Source organism: Paenibacillus terrae, assembly GCF_005217525.1.
In the GTDB taxonomy this organism is placed as follows: Bacteria; Bacillota; Bacilli; order Paenibacillales; family Paenibacillaceae; genus Paenibacillus; species Paenibacillus terrae_C.
Genome location: NZ_PNXQ01000011.1, coordinates 253656 through 254310 on the forward strand (window position 1 = coordinate 253656; position 655 = coordinate 254310).

At 40.9% G+C, this 655-nt stretch carries 1 protein-coding gene; it reads left to right on the forward strand.

All coding sequences use genetic code 11. The features are described 5' to 3' along the window. Window positions 1–140 precede the first annotated feature (140 nt). Window positions 141–284: a hypothetical protein gene (locus C1I60_RS24455; RefSeq protein ID WP_170970773.1), complete on the forward strand. Its 144-nt coding sequence runs from the start codon at window positions 141–143 to the stop codon at window positions 282–284. Window positions 285–655: the final 371 nt, after the last annotated feature.

Here is a 655-nt window from a genome sequence, read left to right on the forward strand (position 1 = left end):
TATAAGCTTGTCCTTGAGTTTGGAGGTAGGCGAACCTCTCCTAAACGCCGCGAAGCCATAAAAGCTGAAATTACGGCTCTGAGAGAACAAAGATCACAAATACTTAATTCATGTACTGTGAAAATGGAGGATGACATAACATGCAGATCGTAGTTTCTAACTTTGACTTCCTTAAGCCTGTCTTTGACTTTGAGTTGTTCAAAGTCGCCCACCAAGATAAAGAGGATGTGAAAGCAAACCGCTATTCTTCGTATCTTGGAATCGGTGTCGAACTACACAAGTGAAGAACTCCCTGAAAACAAACTGTTCTCATTCTGTCAGGTTATTGTGAAGCGGACTGTTGCAGATTACTATCGCAGGTCAAGCCGCTTGATTGAACAGAAAACGATGTCCATAGACTGGAATGGTTATAACAGTAAAGGTGAAATTTCAGGGGGGGGGCATTAAGTCCCACTTCTGATGATTATTCCTATGACATAGCACTTCTCCGTCATGATTTTACGCAACATAGGCATCTCTTTTCGCCCCAAGAAAGAATAGTGCTGGAGCATTTACTATTTTCACGAGATGGCATTGGAATGAATATGGCAGATATTTGTTCTGAACTTAACATTAATAAATCTCATGCATCGAGAGCTTATAAAAAGCTTCGCAC

What these genes read in the sequence shown, in the direction of transcription:
- C1I60_RS24455 (WP_170970773.1), top strand. Translation starts at nt 141, where the DNA reads ATGCAGATCGTAGTTTCTAACTTTGACTTCCTTAAGCCTGTCTTTGAC.